Source organism: Rhizobium nepotum 39/7 (genome assembly GCF_000949865.1).
Classification (GTDB): Bacteria; Pseudomonadota; Alphaproteobacteria; order Rhizobiales; family Rhizobiaceae; genus Agrobacterium; species Agrobacterium nepotum.
In genome coordinates this window covers 268564-284355 of sequence record NZ_JWJH01000001.1, presented here as the reverse complement: position 1 = coordinate 284355, position 15792 = coordinate 268564, and the positions used below count along the sequence as shown (strand labels likewise).

The 15792-nt window shown below is 59.5% G+C and carries 17 protein-coding genes and 1 tRNA gene; 12 read left to right on the top strand and 6 right to left on the bottom strand.

Annotated features, from left to right (window positions below; translation table 11 throughout):
* Positions 1 to 259: 259 nt before the first annotated feature.
* Positions 260 to 1009 carry an SDR family oxidoreductase gene (locus RS75_RS01290; protein ID WP_045016572.1) on the bottom strand — a complete coding sequence of 250 codons (750 nt, stop codon included), beginning with the start codon at positions 1007 to 1009 and terminating at the stop codon, positions 260 to 262.
* A complete protein-coding gene (locus RS75_RS01285; protein WP_045016693.1) occupies positions 1006 to 1620 on the bottom strand; it encodes a nucleoside 2-deoxyribosyltransferase in 615 nt (204 codons plus the stop codon). Before RS75_RS01285 ends, RS75_RS01290 begins: the two co-directional genes overlap by 4 nt.
* 178 nt (positions 1621 to 1798) lie before the next feature.
* On the opposite strand from RS75_RS01285, the gene RS75_RS01280 reads away from it, so the two are divergent.
* The 4 genes from RS75_RS01280 to RS75_RS01265 all read left to right on the top strand — a co-directional run bounded on the left by RS75_RS01280 (position 1799) and on the right by RS75_RS01265 (position 5912).
* Positions 1799 to 2425, top strand: a complete 627-nt coding sequence (locus RS75_RS01280) for a ribonuclease D (RefSeq protein ID WP_045016571.1) — start codon at positions 1799 to 1801, stop codon at positions 2423 to 2425.
* 82 nt (positions 2426 to 2507) lie between these two features.
* Entirely contained in the window at positions 2508 to 3740 is a 1233-nt protein-coding gene (locus RS75_RS01275; RefSeq protein WP_045016570.1) for a hypothetical protein, read from the top strand.
* Between the two features lie 50 nt (positions 3741 to 3790).
* Entirely contained in the window at positions 3791 to 4099 is a 309-nt protein-coding gene (locus RS75_RS01270) for a hypothetical protein (RefSeq protein ID WP_045016569.1), read from the top strand.
* Positions 4100 to 4361: 262 nt separating this feature from the next.
* Entirely contained in the window at positions 4362 to 5912 is a 1551-nt protein-coding gene (locus tag RS75_RS01265; protein ID WP_045016568.1) for a hypothetical protein, read from the top strand.
* Positions 5913 to 6008: 96 nt separating this feature from the next.
* Here RS75_RS01265 and rpsA read toward each other — a convergent pair whose 3' ends face one another.
* Complete coding sequence (rpsA, locus tag RS75_RS01260) at positions 6009 to 7709, bottom strand: 30S ribosomal protein S1 (protein WP_045016567.1); 1701 nt, start codon at positions 7707 to 7709, stop codon at positions 6009 to 6011.
* Between the two features lie 172 nt (positions 7710 to 7881).
* Positions 7882 to 8541, bottom strand: a complete 660-nt coding sequence (cmk, locus tag RS75_RS01255) for a (d)CMP kinase (protein WP_045016566.1) — start codon at positions 8539 to 8541, stop codon at positions 7882 to 7884.
* A gap of 197 nt (positions 8542 to 8738) precedes the next feature.
* On the opposite strand from cmk, the gene RS75_RS01250 reads away from it, so the two are divergent.
* Both RS75_RS01250 and RS75_RS01245 read left to right on the top strand, forming a co-directional pair.
* A complete protein-coding gene (locus RS75_RS01250; protein ID WP_045016565.1) occupies positions 8739 to 9128 on the top strand; it encodes a TIGR02300 family protein in 390 nt (129 codons plus the stop codon).
* 152 nt (positions 9129 to 9280) lie between these two features.
* Positions 9281 to 9356: transfer RNA gene (locus RS75_RS01245), tRNA-Ala, on the top strand.
* A gap of 75 nt (positions 9357 to 9431) precedes the next feature.
* Here the strand turns inward: RS75_RS01245 and RS75_RS01240 are convergent.
* Positions 9432 to 9932, bottom strand: a complete 501-nt coding sequence (locus RS75_RS01240; RefSeq protein WP_045016564.1) for a hypothetical protein — start codon at positions 9930 to 9932, stop codon at positions 9432 to 9434.
* A 73-nt stretch (positions 9933 to 10005) separates the two neighbouring features.
* The gene (locus RS75_RS01235; protein WP_045016563.1) at positions 10006 to 10380 is read right to left on the bottom strand and encodes a PAS domain-containing protein; all 375 of its coding nucleotides are present in this window, start codon (positions 10378 to 10380) and stop codon (positions 10006 to 10008) included.
* A 209-nt stretch (positions 10381 to 10589) separates the two neighbouring features.
* On the opposite strand from RS75_RS01235, the gene RS75_RS01230 reads away from it, so the two are divergent.
* From RS75_RS01230 to RS75_RS01205, 6 genes are all read left to right on the top strand, one after another.
* Positions 10590 to 11492 (top strand): NUDIX hydrolase, encoded by a 903-nt coding sequence (locus RS75_RS01230; protein ID WP_045016562.1) that lies wholly within the window; start codon positions 10590 to 10592, stop codon positions 11490 to 11492.
* A gap of 69 nt (positions 11493 to 11561) precedes the next feature.
* Positions 11562 to 12533 (top strand): quinolinate synthase NadA, encoded by a 972-nt coding sequence (gene nadA, locus RS75_RS01225; protein ID WP_045016561.1) that lies wholly within the window; start codon positions 11562 to 11564, stop codon positions 12531 to 12533.
* Positions 12530 to 14095, top strand: coding sequence for an L-aspartate oxidase (locus RS75_RS01220; RefSeq protein ID WP_045016560.1), 1566 nt, complete (start codon positions 12530 to 12532; stop codon positions 14093 to 14095). The genes nadA and RS75_RS01220 overlap by 4 nt, the downstream gene beginning before the upstream one ends.
* A gap of 1 nt (position 14096) precedes the next feature.
* A complete protein-coding gene (gene nadC, locus RS75_RS01215) occupies positions 14097 to 14954 on the top strand; it encodes a carboxylating nicotinate-nucleotide diphosphorylase (protein ID WP_045016559.1) in 858 nt (285 codons plus the stop codon).
* A 136-nt stretch (positions 14955 to 15090) separates the two neighbouring features.
* The gene (locus RS75_RS01210) at positions 15091 to 15342 is read left to right on the top strand and encodes a GlsB/YeaQ/YmgE family stress response membrane protein (protein ID WP_045016691.1); all 252 of its coding nucleotides are present in this window, start codon (positions 15091 to 15093) and stop codon (positions 15340 to 15342) included.
* A 12-nt stretch (positions 15343 to 15354) separates the two neighbouring features.
* Positions 15355 to 15777 carry a DUF3597 domain-containing protein gene (locus RS75_RS01205; protein ID WP_045016558.1) on the top strand — a complete coding sequence of 141 codons (423 nt, stop codon included), beginning with the start codon at positions 15355 to 15357 and terminating at the stop codon, positions 15775 to 15777.
* The last annotated feature ends 15 nt before the right edge of the window (positions 15778 to 15792 follow it).

Here is a 15792-nt window from a genome sequence, read left to right as displayed (position 1 = left end):
AAAGAAAGCCCAGAAAAGGAAAAAGCCTGCCGCGGGAGGAGGTGCGGCAGGCTTCAAACTTGATCGGCGATTGGGAGGAGGAGTACCACCGATCGACATCGAGCGACACTGGGAGGAGGAGTGCGTCGCTTCGATGATTTGAATATACCGGCATCCGCGATTTTTAACAGAGCCAGTCTCGCAATGCAGCATTGCATTTCTGCATAGCTCCAAAATTCCTGCTCTGTTTTTTAGCACTCCAGCAAAAACCGTTAAGAAATCAGCTTTCCCGATGTACCTGAAAACCGGCAAAGGACTGGTTGACCGGCATGAGCTCGAGGCTGTTGATGTTGATGTGTTTCGGCTGTGACGCGACCCAGTAGATCGTATTGGCGATATCGTCGGCCGTGATCGGATTGACGCCCTTATAGAGATTGTTGGAGGCATCCTGATTGCCGCCTGTGCGCACGAGCGTAAATTCCGTTTCGCACATGCCGGGTTCGATCGAGGTGACGCGCACGCCCTTGCCATGCAGGTCGGAACGCAGACCGAGGGAGAATTGCCGCAGGAAGGCTTTCGTTCCAGCATAGACGTTGCCGCCGGCATAGGGCCAGTGCGCAGCGACCGACGAGAGATTGATGACAATACCCTTCCGGTCGATCAGCGTCGGCAAAAGATGGTGGGTGATATTCAAAAGGCCGGTGATATTGGTGTTCACCATGGTCTGCCAGTCTTTCAGCGGCACCTGCGGCGCCGGTGCCGTGCCGAGCGCGAGCCCGGCATTGTTGACGAGAATATCGATCTCCCGAAAACCTTCCGGCAAAGCTGCCAGCGCCTTTTGGGCGGCATCCTCGTCGGTAATATCGAAGGCGACGCCATGGAAGGAGGAGCCGAGTTCCTGCGCCAGCGCCTCCAGCCGTTCCGCCCGCCGACCGGTGCCGATGACCTTCCAGCCTTCCTTGATGAAGCGCCGCGCCGTGGCCTGTCCGAAACCGGACGTGGCGCCGGTGATGAGGATGGTACCGCTCATGATGGTGTCTCCAGTAAATTCGTTCGGTCAGGATCAGTCTTTGTCAATAATCTTTCAGCAGCCGCCGCCAGACAGCGCTTGTAGGCCTCGAGATCCGTATAAAGGGCGTCTTCCGTGGCGTTGCCAACGATGACGACACCACCGCGCCGCAAAATCCCGCCATGCAGCATCAGATTGTCGACCATGTCGAAATTCTCGATCGACAACCCGTCCGATCCGCGATACCGGCCTGTTTCATCGATTGCGGCAACCCCGCCATATTGCGCCTTGATGCGGGTGAAGTGATTGGCCGCGACGTTGGTGTAGGCGAAAACCGGTTTGCCCAGCGCGCACATGAACCCCAACTCGTAGCTCGTTCCCGTATCCGCAGCGATGCCGCGAAATGGCGTGAGGTTGGCGATGACCGCATCCGCCTCCAGCATCATCCGCTCATCTATGGCATTGATATTGCAACCGTGGCCGATCCTGGTGTCCGCCGGCGGAATCTCCAGATCCCCCGGAGAAAGCGGCGTAAAGCCGGCCGCCCGCGCAAGCGAGGCCTTCAGATCGAGCATTTCACGGGCGTTCGGGAGGAAAACTTCCGGCCCGGCGAGATAGATTTTCTTTGTCATCGGGAATTTCATACGATTTGGAGGAGCAGGATTTTCCTGAACCTAACCCGGGGACTTTCACAAAGGCAAGTGCCAAGGGCAAGCGCGAAGCAGCGTTGGAGAGACTATAAAACGGTATCGTCCAGTCTCTCTTTCCGTTATAGGCGGAGCAACGAACTGGAAATTCCTGGAGCAAGACATGGCAGCACCTATCCGTTACCACGAAGGCGATATTTCCGCCGAAGATGCCGCACGCTATACCGGCGCCATCGCAATCGATACGGAAACGCTGGGGCTGGTACCGCGCCGCGACCGCCTCTGCGTTGTCCAGCTTTCCCCCGGCGACGGCACGGCGGATGTCATCCGCATCGCCGCTGGCCAGAAAGAGGCTCCAAACCTTGTACGCATGCTTGCCGACCCCGCCCGGCAGAAGATTTTTCACTATGGCCGTTTCGATATCGCCGTTCTGTTCCACACCTTCGGCGTGACAACCACTCCGGTTTTCTGCACCAAGATCGCCTCGCGCCTCACCCGCACCTATACCGACCGGCACGGATTGAAGGACAATCTGAAGGAAATGCTGGAAGTCGATATTTCCAAGGCGCAGCAATCCTCGGACTGGGCCGCAGAAACCCTGTCCCCCGCGCAGCTCGAATATGCCGCCTCCGACGTGCTCCATTTACATGCGCTGCGTGACAAGCTGAACCACCGCCTCGTGCGCGATGGTCGCCTCGACCACGCCGATGCCTGTTTTGCGTTTCTGCCGACCCGTGCGAAGCTCGATCTTCTCGGCTGGGAAGAAACGGATATTTTCGCCCATAGCTGAGTGTTTTTACGCTTTGTTTAAGCACTGATTTACCAGAACTGCCTATTCTCGGCCGCAACGCAGGGTGGCCGGGAATTTCCATATGATTACTCCGTTGCAGCAGACAGCAGGCATTGCAGTCAGCGACCTCATGCGCTCGATGGTCGAGAGCATGGAGGAACGCCAGCGCGAAGAGCAGGAAAAGGCGAACGGCACCAAGAAGGACGAAGCGGTCAAGACACAACCGCAGCCTGACCAAAGCCATCGCGCCGCCAATGAAAAGATAAGCGCCTATCTATTCGGCGCCATGAAGCCGGACGCCGACGCCTTTGCCTCGCTTGTTTCCCGTTTTTCCTCAGCGCTTGGCATTACGCAGGAAAAGGACGAATCGAACATCTCTTTCGCGCAGAGGCTTCAGGATGCGCTGACCCTGACCGGCGGTTTTGAAAAAACCGATGCAGCCGGAAAAGCCACGACGATTTCCCTGAAATCCTTCGGCGTTTCGGAAGCGCAGGTCTTAGAAGTCCTGAATGGCGGCGTCACCACTAAGACCGATCCCATGGCGGCACTCGCCGCACGCATTGCCAAAAGCGCCGACCTGACGGGATCGGAGGAGGATTTCGGCGAGAAATTGTCGGATGCTATCATGGCAGTGCGCGCCACTTTGCCGAAGAGCGTCAGCGATCTCGAAGAATCCACGGGTTTGAAGGAACTCGGTATTTCGGCGCAGCAGATGATCGCCGCAATCGCCAATCCATACGGCGACGCAGCGCGCGCCGTGAAGGATGCGCTGAACGAACAGACGCAGGGCACCCGGTTCATGACGCGGGAGACGATGAAGGTCATCCAGCGTCTGGAAGATGTCGCCGACCCGAAAACCAAGGAAGAATTGCAGGCCGAGCGCGGTGAAAACCGCATGGGCGAAATCAACGATGCCGAAGTAGAGGCCGAGCGGGAAGAGGATATCCAGACCCGTGAAGCGCAGGGCAAGCTGGAGGATGTGCAAAAACTTCAGGATGTCGTGAAGGAGCACATAGACGCTTCCGCCGATGAAAAAGCGCAAGGCGCCGAAGGACAGGGCCCGGTCGACATTTCGTCGGAAATCGCCCTGATCTCCGTGCTTGCGGCAGCGCCCGCGCCCGAAGCGGCCCCGGCTGAAAACGACAATGAACCCGTCAAGACAGACGCCGCCACCACGACGGAAGCCGATGCGAAAGGCGACGCCGAAAAACTGCTCGACGCGCTGGCGGTTGTCGACACCGCCCGCGATGCCATTCTGCCGATCTCGATCGACGATAATGGCCTTTATGCACTGCTGAAGAAAAAGGCGGCATGATCTCGCCGCTGCCGATAGTCACTTGAGCGAAACATGATGTGAGTTCAAACATGTCCGATATATCAGGCATATCCGGCAGCGCCGGTCACGATGCCGAACCGAATGCGGCGCAAGCGCTGCTCTCCATGGCCGTCCCACCGCTGGTGCCGGATGACGCCGCCTTCATCGCGGCGAGCGAGGAAGATAACCTCATCGATCCCGTGGAAAACCGCCCCGAGAGAGGTTTTCCCAAGGCAAGCTGGCTCGACGCGATGCCGCCGGAAGCCTTTGAGATGGCGGGCAGCGAGCCGGACCACATTTCATCGGTCAATTCCGACGATAACGGGCTTTACCGCATGTTCATCAGCGTTTCCCCCTGACTGCCCCGCCCCACGCGGTTTTTATGGTTAGCGAATTCTTAATATCTACGTCCCAAACTTAGGGTTGATGATTCTGTGTGCATCGCGAAGAACTGGCATCGCTGCCAGCGGCGCACACGGCGCTCCCGCATGAGCGGGCGAGATGACACCTGTACATCACCGGCGCGGCAATCTTTCAACATGCGGGCCATATGCGGATCAGAGAGCCAGGGATTGGCCCTTTCGCAGCCAGCGGCGGTAATCGATAGGAACGGAGCGCACCATGTTACCGCCTGTACCGAAAATTACGGCAACCGATGCCGCCTATGGAGCCGCAGCCGCGCAGACGCAGCGCGGGCAGCCCAAAGAGGCCATGCAGCCGCAGGTGAGCAATATTGGTGCCGTCAACGGCAGCAATCTTTTCACCAGAGCGGCGATCGCTTCCCTGACCAGCGAATTTCAGCTTTCCCGCAGCACTGCCGTTCTGGCCGAGGCGCTCGGCAAGCTGATGAACCTGCCCCGACGCGATGGCGAAGCCATCCAAACCTATGTCGTGCGCCTGACGGATGCGCTGCGCGCCCTGCCCGCGCCGCAGCGCCTGGCGCTGGAACAGCAGGTCAGCAAAGTCCTGCAAGGGTTGAGCCTTTCGATGCTGGCCGAAATCCTGAAACAGCCCACCGGACCCGATGCCGCCCGTCTGGCGCTGTTGATCGAGCTTTCCCGCTACAAGGGAACGGATCTTGCGGCAAAGGCGGTGGTGTCTTCCTACCAGCAGAATAATTCCGCCAACCCGCCCCCGATACAGCCACCACGACAGGGACAGCAGAACGCCCCGAGCCAGAGCGCTGAGAGCCGCCAGAACTCCGCAACGAGCGCAACGGCACAACCGGCAAACATCGCCGCGCCCGGCCGGCTCTTGCCTCTGCTCATCGGCCCGATTGCCCAGAGCGCCGCCGCGATAAAAGTCATGATGGCGGTGCAGGTAGCGGTGCAAGACCCGAGGGTCAATCTTCCCGCCCCGCCTGCCGACACGCCTGATTCTCCGCCCGATGCGGCAAGACCGGATGGGAAAGCCGAAAGCACGGCACGGCCGCTTCCGTCGCAAACGGGCGGCACGGTAAATGAAGCGCCAGCGGAGGCCCGCCCGGCAAATGCGCCACGGGTCGAGAACGGCGAAATGCGCCCTGCCCGCGCGGTTCGGGAGATGGTAAAGTCCGAGCAGAAGGAAGCCCGTATGCTTCTGGCCCCGCTATCCGGCCAGCCCGCAGGCGACATGAAGGAGATGGAAAACCTGCTGCTTGCCGCCGTGGCGGGCAAACTTCCCGCCAAAGTCATGACCGCTGCGCAGACTGCCGCCACATCAACGGGTGCCGCACCGCAACAGCTGGAAGAACAGCCTGCCGAACAAACCGCTTCGACAATGCCCACCACCCGACCGTCCGGCGAGGAAACCGAAACCATTGCCAACCGACCCGAACCCCAGCCCATCCCCCGTGCCACTCTCGACCCGGAGGCCCGATTGGCAATGTTGGAACAAGCGGCTTCGCAATCGCTGATCGCAGCAGCCCTGGCAAAAGACGGCACGCCGCTGCCGCTTGTCGCCTATCCGCCGGCGGAAGAGGACCACGAATCGGAAAGCCCGCATCGCGGAAGCGGCCCGTTTTCCGAAGAGGAGGCAGAAGGCCAGCCGGAGGGTGAAAATCCCGGCGATCAGGATGAAGCCGAAGAACGGGTGGCTGCCAATGACGAGACCCGCGAGCAGGAAAGCCCACGGGAAGCGGCTTCCGACGACAGCGCTGAAAACTATTATCTCAGAATGAGCGGCATGCCCTGAATTTGCACTGCGCATTCCCCGCGATACGACACCGCGCCCAATAAAAAACCCGCCGGAAATTCCGGCGGGTTCTTCATTTCAAACGATCGTTAGCGATTATTCAGTGCGATTCTTCAGAGCAGCACCGAGGATGTCGCCGAGCGAAGCGCCAGAGTCGGACGAACCGAACTGTGCGACGGCTTCCTTCTCTTCAGCGATTTCCAGAGCCTTGATCGAAAGCATGACCTTGCGGTCCTTCTTCGAGAAGTTGACGACGCGGGCGTCGAAAACCTGGCCAACTGCGAAACGCTCCGGACGCTGATCGTCACGATCGCGTGCGAGGTCGTTGCGACGGATGAAGGAGGTGATGTCCTCGTGGTTGACGAGCTTCACTTCCACGCCACCATCGTTAACGGCGATGACTTCGCACGAAACGACAGCATTCTTGCGCAGGTCGCCGGACGTTGCGGCTTCACCGACAGCATCCTTGCCGAGCTGCTTGATGCCGAGCGAGATGCGTTCCTTCTCGACGTCAACATCGAGAACGACGGCCTTGACCACGTCACCCTTGTTGAACTCTTCGATGACCTGTTCGCCCGGACGGTTCCAGTCGAGATCCGACAGGTGAACCATGCCGTCGACATCGCCTTCGAGGCCGATGAACAGGCCGAATTCGGTCTTGTTCTTGACTTCGCCTTCGACTTCAGTGCCGGCCGGATGGCTGTAGGCAAATGCCTGCCACGGGTTTTCCAGCGTCTGCTTGAGGCCGAGCGAGATGCGGCGCTTGGACGGATCGACTTCGAGAACGACAACGTCGACTTCCTGGCTCGTGGACAGGATCTTGCCGGGATGTACGTTCTTCTTGGTCCAGGACATTTCGGAAATGTGGATCAGGCCTTCGATGCCCGGCTCCAGCTCAACGAATGCACCGTAGTCGGTGATGTTCGTGACGGTACCGGAGATCTTCTTGCCAACCGGGTACTTGGCGGAGATGCCATCCCACGGATCGGACTCGAGCTGCTTCATGCCGAGCGAGATACGATGGGTTTCCTGGTTGATGCGGATGATCTGAACCTTGACCTGCTGGCCAATGTTGAGGATTTCCGAAGGATGGTTGACGCGGCGCCATGCCATGTCGGTAACGTGCAGCAGGCCGTCGATACCGCCGAGATCAACGAACGCACCGTAATCGGTGATGTTCTTGACGACGCCGTCAACAACCTGGCCTTCTTCGAGGTTCTGAACGATTTCAGAACGCTGCTCGGCGCGGGACTCTTCGAGAACCGTGCGGCGCGAAACAACGATGTTGCCGCGACGCTTGTCCATCTTGAGGATTTCGAAGGGCTGCGGGTTGTGCATCAGCGGGGTAACGTCGCGGATCGGACGGATGTCGACCTGCGAACGCGGAAGGAAGGCAACAGCGCCGTCCAGATCGACGGTGAAACCACCCTTGACCTGGTTGAAGATAACGCCTTCGACGCGCTCGCCGGCTTCGAACTTGGCTTCGAGCTTGACCCAGCTTTCTTCGCGGCGAGCCTTCTCGCGCGACAGAACGGCTTCGCCGAGGGCGTTTTCGATGCGCTCGACGTAAACTTCGACTTCGTCGCCGACCTTCAGCGTGCCGTCCTTGGACTTCGCGCCGAATTCCTTCAACGGTACGCGGCCTTCAACCTTGAGGCCGACGTCGACGATGGCAACGTCCTTCTCGATTGCCGTCACGATACCCTTGGCAACATAGCCTTCGGCAAGATCGTTCGAGGCAAAGGATTCTTCGAGAAGCGCTGCGAAATCTTCGCGCGTGGGTGTAGATACTGACATGAAATCTCCTGATTGTATCCGCAAGAGAGCGAATACAAGAGCGCCGGTGGGCTAGCGTTGTTGATACCCGAACCCATGCCCGCCTTTTTAAAAAGGCTTTCCGGCGCAAGGACATGTCTTCAGGCAATTCCTGACTAAACGCGGACCAAATTCAAGCGGTTCCGCGAAAAACCTATTTCTTCAGAGCGGCGTCGATGATCGTCCGCGCGGCCTGAAACGCCGCCTCTATACTCATTTCCGACGTATCTAGCAAGTGCGCGTCTTCAGCTGGTTTCAACGGGCTGTCGGCGCGGCCCATATCGCGCTCGTCGCGTTTCCTCACTTCAGTGAAAATGGCGTCGTAATCGGCATTGCCGCCATTGGCGAGGATTTCATCATAACGACGTCGCGCCCGCACCTCCGGCGAAGCGGTGACGTAAAGTTTCACCGGCGCATCCGGGCAAACCACCGTTCCGATGTCACGGCCGTCCAGAACCGTGCCAGGCTCCTTTGTGGCAAAACGCTGCTGCGCTGTGACCAGCGCGCGTCTCACCGGTGTCATCACCGCTATCCTCGACGCGGCCTCGCCGATATCGTGCCTTGAAAGGACCGCGCGGTCGAGACCGGCAAGGTCGAGTTCCAGCGCCACCTTTTCCGCGATCGTTTCGTCATCGAGCCGCAGGCCCGCGTCTAGAAGGGCCTTGGCTGTGGCTCTATAGGTCAGCCCGGTATCGAGATGATGGAAACCATAGGTCTCCGCAATCCTGCGTGACAGGGTCCCTTTGCCCGCTGCGGCCGGCCCATCTATGGCAATCGTGAAGGTCATGAAGCTTTCTGCCTGTGCGTCCGTCATTAATACAGTAGAGTGCCGTGACCTCCAATCTTTATGAGCGACTTGGTATACAAGGCGCATCACAGAGGGCGACATCCGAAGTTTGTCTTTGACACGAAAGACCGCAACGATTAAGGGGACCGGCTAGAAATTTTACCGTCTATGCCGGTTTTACGGCGTACACACCGAAACTCATCCGACAATTTGAGGCTTAGACAGTGGCAAAAGCGGACCTTGGTACCAAGCGCACAGACCCCGATACCGGCAAGAAGTTCTACGATCTGAACCGCGATCCGGTCGTTTCTCCCTATAGCGGCAAATCCTGGCCGCTGTCCTTCTTCGAGGAAAGCACGGCTCAGGCAAAGCTCGAGCAGGCTGAAGAAGAGGAAGTGGCGGAAGTCGACGCCGAAAACACGGAAGTCGAACTCGTATCGCTGGAAGATGCCGACGGCGACACCAGCGGCGACGAGATCCCCGATCTTGGCGACGACGAAGATGACGTGGAAATCGGTGACGATGACGACACCTTCCTCGAAACCGACGACGAAGATGACGACGACGACATGTCCGGCATCATCGGCGTACCGGGCGACGACGAAGAAGCTTGATCTTATTGGATAAACCGGCCCGGCGACAAAAAAATGAAGCCGGGCTGTTTTTTGTGCTTGCACTCTTCGGTTAGCCGAAGTAGTAAGCCGCCACCGAACGGAACAACAGCCGCTTCGGTTCCCGGAACCGGACGAAATGCCGGAACCCTTATGGGGCTATAGCTCAGCTGGGAGAGCGCTTGCATGGCATGCAAGAGGTCAGCGGTTCGATCCCGCTTAGCTCCACCAAATCTCTACGAACTGAAAACACCTATTATTCAAATGGCCCGTTTCGTGCGCCTTATCGGCTGCTCGTCGCGTTGCCTATTGCAATAGCGCCCGCAGGTCCTGTCCGTTGATCCAGCACTCCACGGAAAGGACGCCGCCGCCCTCTTCCACCACATGGCATTCGAGATATTTGCCGCGCAACCGGTTTTCCAGCGCCTTGTAGGCATTCAGGCCGCAGGCATAACGGCGGCCGTCAGGGCCGGCACAGACCCGGTTGCGATCGATATCCTCCACGCCGGTAAGGCGGAATTCCTGCCCTTTGAAGGTGAAGCGGTTATTGGAGACAACGCGCAGACGCTGATCCGCGTATATTTTCAGGGGGTATGGATCGGGCGGGGTCGGAATACGCTCGAAATTCTGGTGGCGAGGGTCGACCCGAACCGGCGAGGTCGTCCACAGCATCTCCGTGTTTGCGGCAAGTCCAGCCGTCGCACCTGTCGCATCGCCGTTGACGAGCGAAGCGATACGGATGGCGGCTATGCCGAGCCCAATGACCAGCACGATCTGCAACAGCAAAATTAAAACCTGCCGAACCATGTCACAGCAACATCAAAAAATAATCGACAAAAATAGATCGGCGTTTTTAAAAAGAGGCCGAACGGAAAAAATATTACATCAATAAGACCTTGCGGGCAGTGATATCACGCACCGTGCCCATTGCCATGATCGGAATCCGGTCAGAGTCCAGAATCACTCTACCCGTTGTCCGCAGCCAGCGGAAATCGCCGGATTTGAGCCGAATGCGGTATTCCTGATCATAAAACACGCCATTCGTCAGCGAGTTGTAAACCGCCTTGGCCACGCCCGCCCGGGAACCGCTTTCGATCTGCGCTATGAAATTCTCCACTGGAATGCCGCAAGCGGCCTCCTCGATGGAAACGTCACGCAATTGAGAAGCCACGGCATCCAGATAAATCAGGTTTTGCCCGATGTTCCAGGTGTAGTAACCCACAAGCGACTCTTCGAGAGATATGTCCTCTAGCATTGGCCTTCTGCGTTATGAAATGCTTATGGCGGGTCTGTAACATAACGGATGACGGACGCCTAACTACAAGAATTCATCCTTTTGTCTGATGAAACCCTGTTTTCCGGCGCGCGCGCATCAGCGACCCTTTCCAACCCGTCCTTGTTGGCGAACCGGCCTTCCTGTGCCAAAGAAGGTTGGTCTTGCAGCCAAAAACCAGAGGAGTCGCCGTGACCATCGGGCTTGCCCATGCCGAACTCATCGCCGTCGTCACCGCCATCACCAGGGACGAACCACGCGTCATGACCGTTCGAGCCGGCGCCGCGCTTCCTTCGGGGCCGTTCGAATTCGGCCACAGAACGCTTCAGAGCGGGTTGCGGGAGTGGATCCACGAGCAGACGCATCACCCCGTCGGTTACCTCGAACAGCTTTACACCTTCGCCGATCGCGACCGCAACAATGACATTCTTGGCGGCAGAACCATCTCCATCGGCTATCTCGGGCTGGTTCGCGAGCAGGAGCCGCCCGGCAACGGCCGCCCCCTCTGGCATGGCTGGTACGAATATTTCCCCTGGGAGGACCATCGGCAGGGCCGCCCGGCGGTTCTGGACACCATTATCGACAATCTGCGTGCATGGGCAGATTCCGATCCCGCCTGCAAAAGCCAGCGCCATTTGCGAGCCGATTTCACCTTCGGCCTCGATGGCGGCGGCTGGAACGAGGAACTGACCCTGCAACGCTATGAATTGCTGTATGAGGCGGGGCTAGTGGAGGAGGCCCAGAGCGAGCCCCGGATCAATTTCGGCAGGCCGATGTTTGCCGATCACCGCCGCATTCTCGCTACCGGCATCGCCCGCCTGAGGGCCAAGATCAAGTACCGTCCGGTGGTTTTCGAACTGATGGCCGATGCCTTCACCCTGCTGCAATTGCAGCGCGCGGTCGAGGCGCTTGCCGGGCTGACGCTGCACAAACAGAATTTCCGCCGGCTGATCGAACAGCAGCAACTGGTGGAAGAGACCGGCGACATGGCGACCGAAACCGGCGGACGCCCGGCAAAGCTTTTCCGCTTCCGCCAGACCGTTGTCGATGAACGCGCCCTTTCCGGAACAAAACTGCCGCTCTCCCGCAATTGACATATACTCACAATGAGAATATCTCTTTGACCTAGATATGCTCAAGTGGAGCATAAACGGGAGAGTGCCGTGAACGAACAGATTTCTGCCGCAAGCCTTTACGACCGCGTCAGCCGCGTCATTCCCAAGGCCGAATGGATGGGCTTTCAGGACGATGTGGATGCGATCCTCGATCTGAAGCGCAAGCGCAACGCCGTCATCCTCGCCCATAATTACCAGACACCGGAAATCTTCCACGGCGTCGCCGATATCGTCGGAGACAGCCTCGCCCTTGCGCGCAAGGCGATGGAAGTGGAGGCGGACATCATCGTTCTCGCCGGCGTGCATTTCATGGCCGAGACGGCAAAGCTGCTCAATCCGGGAAAAACCGTGCTCATTCCGGATATGGCCGCAGGCTGTTCGCTCGCCGATTCCATCACGCCCGAAGACATCGCGCTTTTGCGCAAGGCCTATCCCGGCGTTCCGGTTGTCACCTACGTGAACACGTCTGCCGCAGTGAAGGCCGCTTCCGACATATGCTGCACCTCCGGCAATGCCCGCCAGGTGGTGGAATCGCTCGGCGTGCCGCGTGTGCTGATGCTGCCCGACGAATATCTGGCGAAAAACGTGGCGCGGGAAACCAATGTCGAGCTGATCGCATGGCGTGGCCATTGCGAAGTGCACGAGCTTTTCACCGCAGAAGACATCCGTGAATTGAGAGAGAGCCATCCCGGCATCACCGTTCTCGCGCATCCCGAATGTCCGCCCGATGTCGTCGAGGCTGCGGATTTTTCCGGCTCCACCGCCGTCATGTCGGATTATGTGAGCCGGGAACGCCCTGCCCGCGTGGTGCTTTTGACGGAATGCTCGATGAGCGACAATGTCGCCGTGCACCACCCCGATGTCGAGTTCATCCGCCCCTGCAATCTTTGCCCGCATATGAAGCGCATCACGCTTGGCAATATCCGCACGGCGCTTGAGGAAAATCGCCATGAGGTGACGATCGATCCGACTATCGCGGTCGCCGCCCGCCGCGCCGTGGAAAGGATGCTGGCGGTATGAGCGAAGGCCTGTCGCAATATGCCGGCAGAACGGTCATCGTCGGCAGCGGCATTGCCGGCCTGATGGCGGCGCTGACGCTTGCGCCGCAACCCGTGCTGCTTTTGACGCGCAGCACGCTTGGCGGCGAGACGTCCAGCGCCTGGGCGCAGGGCGGCATTGCGGCGAGCCTCGGGGCTGACGACAGCGCAGCGCTTCATCTTGCCGATACGCTTGCCGCAGGCGATGGCCTCTGCGACGCGGATATCGCTGCGGATATCATCTCCGCCGCCCCCGCCCTTATCGAAGCGCTGGAGCGGGCCGGAGTACGTTTCGACCGCGACGCGCAAGGCAAGCTCCTGTTCGGGCTGGAAGCCGCCCATAGCCGCCGGCGCATCCTGCATGCCGAAGGCGACGGCTCGGGTGCGGCCATCGTCAAGGCTCTCGCTGCCGCCGTCCTCAACACACCGTCCATCGCGGTTCTGGAGGGCACGGAAGTGCGCCGGCTGTTGACTGATGACGGCGTGGTGACAGGCCTCATCTGCGCCGGACAAGGAGGCAGCTTCGCTCTGCCGGCCACCAACGTCATTCTTGCCACTGGCGGTCTAGGCGGGCTTTACGAGGCCACCACCAATCCCTCCGGCAATTACGGGCAGGGCATCATGCTCGCCGCGCGCGCCGGTGCCATCCTCACTGACATGGAATTCGTCCAGTTCCACCCGACGGCGCTTTCCTCTCCCCGGCGACCGCTGGCGCTGGTCAGCGAGGCAGTACGGGGCGAAGGTGCACTTCTTCTCAATGAAAACGGCGAACGTTTCATGGCGGCCGTTCCGGGTGCGGAACTAGCCTCCCGCGATATTGTCGCCCGCGCCATCGACCGGGAAATCCTGCGTGGCGGCAAGGTCTTTCTCGATGCCCGCCAGGCGCTGGGCACCGGTTTTTCAGCGCGTTTCCCATCAATCGACCTGCTCTGCCGCGAGGCCGGGATAGACCCCGCCCGCGAACTCGTTCCCGTCCGCCCCGCCGTGCATTACCACATGGGCGGCGTCGCCACTGATGGCAATGGCCGCAGTTCTGTACCCGGCCTCTGGGTTGCGGGCGAAACCGCCTGCACGGGCCTTCACGGGGCCAACCGACTCGCCAGCAACTCCCTGCTGGAGGCGGCGGCCATGGGCATGCGCGCAGCGGTAGATATTGCCGCCCAACCGACATCAAAACCGGTGACAGCTGTCACGTCATTCGCAACACCTGCTCTTCCGGCCGCAGATCCCGCCATCGTCCGGCCCATCGTCTCCCGCCATCTCGGCATCGTCAGACATGAAGCCGGGCTGGCCGACGCGATCCACAAACTTCTGCCGTTGGCCGAACAGAATGCTCCAGCATCCGATCCCGCCATCGTCGGGCTCGCAATCGCCGTCTTCGCAGTCTTGCGCACGGAATCACGCGGAGCGCACTTCCGCGATGATTTCCAGGAAAAAGAGACGGTCGCCGCAAGGCGCAGGCTGCGCCTGTCCGATGTCATCGCCATTGCCCATGATCTTTCCTCTCCCAGTCTTTCCTCTTCCAGCCTTGCGCGGAGCGCCTGACATGATCCTCTCCCCCCTGCCACGCCTCATCGTGGAACCGCTCGTCCGCAACGCCCTTCTGGAAGATCTGGGGCTGGCGGGTGACATAACATCCGCCGCCGTCATTCCTGCCGATCATCGCTCGGTCGTCGTCATGGCCGCACGCGAACCGGGCGTCATTGCCGGTCTCGATGCCGCGGAACTTGCTTTTCAACTGGTGGACCCGACAATCGCGATGAAGCGGCATATTGAGGATGGCGCGACTGTGGCTCCCGACGACATCATCGCGACGATCGAAGGTCCCTCACGCGGCCTTTTGACCGGGGAACGCACCGCGCTTAATTTTCTCGGTCACCTGTCGGGTATCGCTTCCGTCACCGCAAGCATCGTTGCCGCCATCTCCGGCACCAAAGCCTCGATCGCCTGCACCCGCAAAACGACGCCGGGCCTCAGGGCACTGGAAAAATATGCGGTGCGCGCCGGCGGCGGCATGAACCACCGTTTCGCCCTCTATGATGCCGTTCTCATCAAGGACAATCACATCGCCGTAGCCGGCAGCGTGCGCCAGGCCATTCGCAGCGCCAAGGCGGGTGTCGGACATCTGGTCAAGATCGAGGTGGAAGTCGACACGCTTACGCAATTGCGCGAGGCAATGGACGAAGGCGTCGATGCGGTTCTCCTCGACAATATGACGCCGGAACGCCTGCGCGAGGCGGTGGAAATCGTTGCCGGGCGCGCCATTACCGAAGCCTCCGGCCGCATCAACCCTGAAACCGCCGCCACTATTGCCGCAACCGGCATCGATCTCATTTCCGTCGGCTGGCTGACCCACAGCGCACCGGTTCTCGACATCGGTCTGGACTTCCAGAGCAAAGGCTGAAGAAAGCACCGGTGCGCGGAACAAAATCGTCGCTCGGCCGTTAATGATCGCCTGGGGTCAAAAAGGCGGGGGGATCAGTGCGCGCAAAAGCCTGTCCATATGCCTGCGGACCTCTTTCAAAAAGGAAAGGGCTGTTATGGAAGACGCACAAATCGGTTGGATTGCAGCAATCATCATAGGCGGTGTGGCCGGTTGGCTCGCCGAACAGTTCATGAAAAGCAACATGGGTGTTTTCATGAACATAATCCTTGGCATCATCGGCGCCATCGTCGCCAATTTCCTGCTTGGACTTGTGGGCATCTCGCTCGGAGGCTGGATTGGATATCTCATCGCCGGTTTCATCGGCGCTTGCATTCTCATCGCCATTGGGCGCGCATTTCGCCGATAAAGGGAGGACAAAATGAGCTTTTTCGACAAGATCAAGGGTGCGATTTTCGGCAGGGCCGAGGCAGCAACACCGACTTCGACGCCGGCTCCAACCGGGGCACCGACAACCACCGCAAGCCCGGCCGCACCTGCCCCGACAGCTTCGTCTCCGGCATCCACAGCTCCGGCATCGACGGGCAGCGTCGACGTCGCCTCCATTCTGGATGCGGCGGTCAAAAAGAACGGCCAGAAGCTCGACTGGAAACATTCGATCGTCGACCTTCTGAAGGCGCTCGATCTGGACAGCAGCCTCAGCGCCAGAAAGGAACTGGCGGGCGAACTCGGCTATACCGGCGACACCTCGGATTCGGCGACGATGAACATCTGGCTGCACAAGGCCGTCATCAAGAAGCTGTCCGAAAACGGCGGCAAGGTTCCGGCCGATCTTCTGGACTGACCCTGTGACCGGGAG